The organism is Campylobacter majalis (assembly GCF_905120465.1).
Classification (GTDB): domain Bacteria; phylum Campylobacterota; class Campylobacteria; order Campylobacterales; family Campylobacteraceae; genus Campylobacter_A; species Campylobacter_A majalis.
Window position 1 is genome coordinate 1 of sequence record NZ_CAJHOF010000034.1, and the last position, 4,588, is coordinate 4,588.

General features: G+C 34.0%; 6 protein-coding genes. All 6 read right to left on the reverse strand.

The window, feature by feature from the left end; all coding sequences use genetic code 11:
- Window positions 1–220 precede the first annotated feature (220 nt).
- On the reverse strand, window positions 221–1,237 hold the full coding sequence (locus tag LQU93_RS09655; RefSeq protein WP_229933679.1) for a beta-ketoacyl-[acyl-carrier-protein] synthase family protein: 1,017 nt from the start codon (window positions 1,235–1,237) through the stop codon (window positions 221–223).
- Entirely contained in the window at window positions 1,234–2,727 is a 1,494-nt protein-coding gene (locus tag LQU93_RS09660; RefSeq protein ID WP_229933680.1) for an amino acid adenylation domain-containing protein, read from the reverse strand. The genes LQU93_RS09655 and LQU93_RS09660 overlap by 4 nt, the downstream gene beginning before the upstream one ends.
- 8 nt (window positions 2,728–2,735) lie before the next feature.
- Window positions 2,736–3,515 (reverse strand): AAC(3) family N-acetyltransferase, encoded by a 780-nt coding sequence (locus tag LQU93_RS09665; protein ID WP_229933681.1) that lies wholly within the window; start codon window positions 3,513–3,515, stop codon window positions 2,736–2,738.
- Window positions 3,512–3,736: an acyl carrier protein gene (locus LQU93_RS09670; RefSeq protein ID WP_229933682.1), complete on the reverse strand. Its 225-nt coding sequence runs from the start codon at window positions 3,734–3,736 to the stop codon at window positions 3,512–3,514. Before LQU93_RS09670 ends, LQU93_RS09665 begins: the two co-directional genes overlap by 4 nt.
- A 9-nt stretch (window positions 3,737–3,745) precedes the next feature.
- A complete protein-coding gene (locus LQU93_RS09675) occupies window positions 3,746–4,474 on the reverse strand; it encodes a formyl transferase (protein WP_229933683.1) in 729 nt (242 codons plus the stop codon).
- The coding region (locus tag LQU93_RS10135) for a winged helix-turn-helix domain-containing protein (RefSeq protein ID WP_418884083.1) at window positions 4,464–4,588 on the reverse strand (125 nt) is incomplete at its 5' end. The genes LQU93_RS09675 and LQU93_RS10135, both read right to left, overlap by 11 nt.

Here is a 4,588-nt window from a genome sequence, read left to right on the forward strand (position 1 = left end):
GAAGCGAAGTAGTTCTTGGAAAGCTACGAGCGAAGCGAAGTAGTTCTTGGAAAGCTACGAGCGAAGCGAAGTAGTTCTTGGAAAGCTACGAGCGAAGCGAAGTAGAAAACAGCCCAACTTATTTTAAATCTTTTGCTAAATACAAATTGAGCCTAGTCTCGCATTTGTCATAATTTTTAAGACAAGACAATATAAATTCATACGCCACTAGCATTTAAAGTCAAAAGTCGCTATAACATGAAATTTTAGCGAATTTTATCTCATCTAAATTAATATCAAAACTTGCAATATTCATAGTTATGCCGGTTCCATAACTTGCTACTATGGCACGTTTTATGCCGCTACCCCCCCCCCATTTATGTAGGATTAAATTTAGTGGGATATTGTTTGTATCAGCATTTGCATATAGCGATAATGACGCAGCAAGACACTTTGATAGTGATATGTTTAGGCATTGACAGAGTTTGGTTTTGAAAAAAGCATTTGGTGAGTGTAGATAAAAGGTGTCAATTTCATCTTTATTTAGTGTATTTTTCTCTAGAAATTCGTCAAAAAATGGCGGAAAATTTTCCATAATAAATTTAAAAAACATTGCGTTATTAATAATTAAAGTTTTAATCCCTTTTTTGTTATATGCACAAAGTGGCTTAGTCTCTTCTTTGGCATATTGGCTAAATGTTTTACTTGCAAAGGCAAAATTCCTTAAATTACTCGCCCTTTGCACTAGTATGCAACTTGCACTATCGCTGTAGGCAGCATATGAAATTTTATCTGTTTTATCAAGTAGGTGACTTTTGGCTGAGATGCAGATGATTACGATATTTTCAAGTCCGCTTTGTATGTTTATAAAAGCTTGTTGTAAAGCTTGTAAAAAGCCAAAGCAATAAGCCGTCATATCTACACAAAATGTATCCTGGCTAAGATTTAAATTTTTATGTATCAAGCTTGAAGTTTGCGGTGCTAGAAAATCAGGCGTATGCGTAACGCACATAAGCATATCGATATGCTCTTTTTCTATCGCGTTGCTATCTAAAAGACTTTTTAGTGCCGCTGTGCCAAGATCTGATGCATAAGTATTGTCGTCGCAAAGATAGTGTGCGTTTATGCCAAAATTTTGCTTTGCTAGCTCTATTTTTGATGTGCTAGTGCCTATCATTTCGCTCTCAAAGCTTATGTAGTTTTGTCCCATTGCTACGCTAATGGCTGAAATTTTATGTGCTTTAAATGTTTTATTCACGCTAGCTCCATCAGTTTTTTTCTATCTATCTTGCCATTTTGATTTAGCTCAAATTTGCCTACTTTGATGAAATTTCTAGGTATCATATAAAGTGGCAATTTATCCTTTAAAAATGCCTTAAAATCAACTTCGCTAATTGCTTCGTAAAAGCAAGTTATCATATCATCCTTAAACACACAAGCTGAGTTTTGCACTTTATCGTGTGAGTTTATCGTAGTTTCTATCTCACCAAGCTCAACCCTATGACCCATTATTTTTATCTGATTGTCAGCTCTTCCAAAGCATAAAATTTCGCCCCTTTCGTTGTAGCAGACGATATCGCCAGTGCGGTAAATTTTATCTTCGTAATTATCATGTAAAGGATTTTGCAAAAACGCCTTTGAGCTTTTGTCCTTATCTGCGTAATATCCCACGCTAAGCCCTGTGCCACGCACACAAAGCTCACCTTTTGTGCCGACTTGCTCTTTTGTTATGAGATTAAAATTTTTATCAAATATCAAAAGCTCTGTATTTTTACACGCCTTGCCAATTGGTAAAATTTCATCGTCTTTAAATTCTCTATCGCAGATATAATACGCACAAACGTCAGTTATCTCGGTTGGTCCGTATAAATTTGCAAAAATAGCCCAAGGTAAGTTTTTTCGCCAGACATTTAGTTGCTTGTTTGGCATTATTTCGCCACAAAATAGCACCTTTTTAAGTGAAGTTAAATTTGCATCGTTTAAGGCATTTGTATTTGCAAAATAAATAAGAACCGATGGCACCCAAAATACCATAGAAATTTCGTGCCTTTTTAGATACTCGATCGCTTTAAGCGGAAAGGCAAAAATAGAAGTTGGCAAAATATGAAGCGTTGCGCCCATTTTAATTGTGCTAAATATATCAAGGATCGAATTGTCAAAGTAAAAAGGTGCTTGGTTGGCTAAAATTTCGCTCTCGCTTACATCAAATGTCTCGCATACCCAAAATGTGTAGTCAATCACGCTTTTATGCGTAATGCTAACGCCTTTTGGTATGCCAGTAGATCCTGATGTGAAAAACACATAAAGTAAATTTGTATCGATGTGACGCTCTTTGCAGACATTTAGTATATCTTTATCGATGCTAAAATTTTCAAAATCTTCGCAAAAAATACAAGGCAAATCAATATATGAAAAGTCAAATTTTTTGCTTGTAATTAGTAGTTTTGGTTTTAAAATTTTAGCAACTTTTAAAATTCTCTCTTTTGGCGTTTTTTCATCAAGCAAGGTGTAAAAATTCCCACTTTTTGCTACTCCTAAAAAACTAACAAGGCAATGAATCCCCTTTGGCAAAAGCACTAAAACAGGCTCTTGCCTAAGCAGTCCAAGCCTTAAAATTTCACTGGCTAACTTATCTGTAAGCGTATCAAATTCGTCGTAAGTTATGCTTTTTTCATTTTCTATAAAAGCCACTTTTTTGCTAAATTTTATCGCCGTTTTTTCTAAAAAATCACAGACATTTGTTATCATTTTATCTCCTAAATCACAAGTGCAAATTGATCATCTTGCAAAGCATTTTTTATAGCATCGTGATACTTTTTGCACTCCATTATACTCACATTACCACCACCTAAATTTTCTACTTTAAAATTATTAGCATTGGTTAAAATTTTCACATTTTTTTCAACGCTTAGTATCGATCTGCTTTGAAGTTGCCTTACAAAATATAAAATATTTTTGTGTTGTTTTATGCCATTTTCATCAATGAGTTCTCCGCTAAATTCTTTAAAATATCTATAGGGGATGTTAAGCTTTTCTTCCAAAAAATGGCTAAATGTAAAGCCCTTATAGGCATTGCCAAAGTGTAAAATTTTGCCACTGTTTTTGAATAAAATGTCATAAACTGAGCCAACCCCAAAGCAGCTTTTGCAGTCATTTATATACTCTTTTGCGTTTTTGGCACTAATTGTAAATGAAAATATCGGATCATTGCTTCTAAGGCTTTTGTTTTGCAGTCTAAAAAATTCAGTCAAAACACCCATGGTGCTTGGCGTTTTTAGATTATCAAAAGATAAATTTTTGCAAAAACTATATGTGAAAGTTGGCATTATCAAAACTCCGTTTTTGCCGATGATTTGCCAAAAGCATTTTACAATCTCGCTTAAAAACTCATCTTTTTCTAAAAGTGGCACTCCAAGAGTAAAAAGCTCACTATGCACACAAACATGATCGCCCTTTTTAAGTCCTAAATGTTCAAGCATTTCACAGATGTTATGGTTTGTTATAATTCCGCTTACATGGCTTAAAAGCTCTTTCATTCGTAGGCATCTTTAAGCATTTTGCTAATCGCTTCAAAGCTTTGAAAATTTTCAGTATCGATAAATTTCGCATCAAGTGGTTTTTTATAATGTCTTTCTATTTGGGCAACTAATGCCATAATATCAAGCGAGTCAATTACGCCATCACTTACTAAATTTTGCATATCTTGCGAGACTTCTGCTTTGTCGATATTTACGAAGAAGTTTTGTATAATTTGCATATTTGTCCTTTAATATTTAATAATTAATTTGGTTTTGTCTTGTAAAAATAGTTCGATACAATCTTGCTTTGTTTCGTAAAATACAATATCTTGCCATTTGTTATTAGTAAAAATTTTAGGGTAAGCAATCTGCCTAAATGCTCCCACATCCATCGCCCTTAAAAGCACCAAAATTTGCTCTTTTGACATTGTATTGACATCGATTATGCCATCATTTGGCAAGTCGCCTTTTTTATGATAGCTTGGTTTGTATTTTGATGGTAGGATAAAGTTGTTGTTTTTAAGTCGTTTAAGGCAATCTTTAAAAATTTGCACCGCTAAATTTTGCTGTTTTATTAAAAGTTCTGCGGCTGTCATATCTGGCAAAATTTCTATCTTTTCTTGCGCGATTATCCTTCCAGTATCGATGCCGTCATCTGCAAAATGCCATGTAACTCCGCTTTGTTTGTCGCCTTGAAATATCGCCCAAACATGAGCATTCATCCCTGCATGGCTTGGCAAAAGTGAATTGTGATAGTTTATGATTGTATTATTTGTTGTTGTGGGCGGTTTAAAAATATAAAAATTATTGGCACTAATTATTAGGCTGTTTTTTAAATTTTTAAAAAACTCATCAGCTTTTGTTTTGCTGTGAAATTCTAAATGCACTACTTGCTTATCAAAAAAATCTGACGCTATTTCAAGGCATTTTTTGGCAACTCTACCACTTCCGATTAGATAAATTTTATCAAATTTCATCGCTTATTAACCCATTTTCTAAAAGTTTTTGCACTACATTTTCAAGCTCATATGCTTTTATATTAAGTCTATTGGCGATATCTATACAGTCTCGTTTGCCATCACATAGGGCTA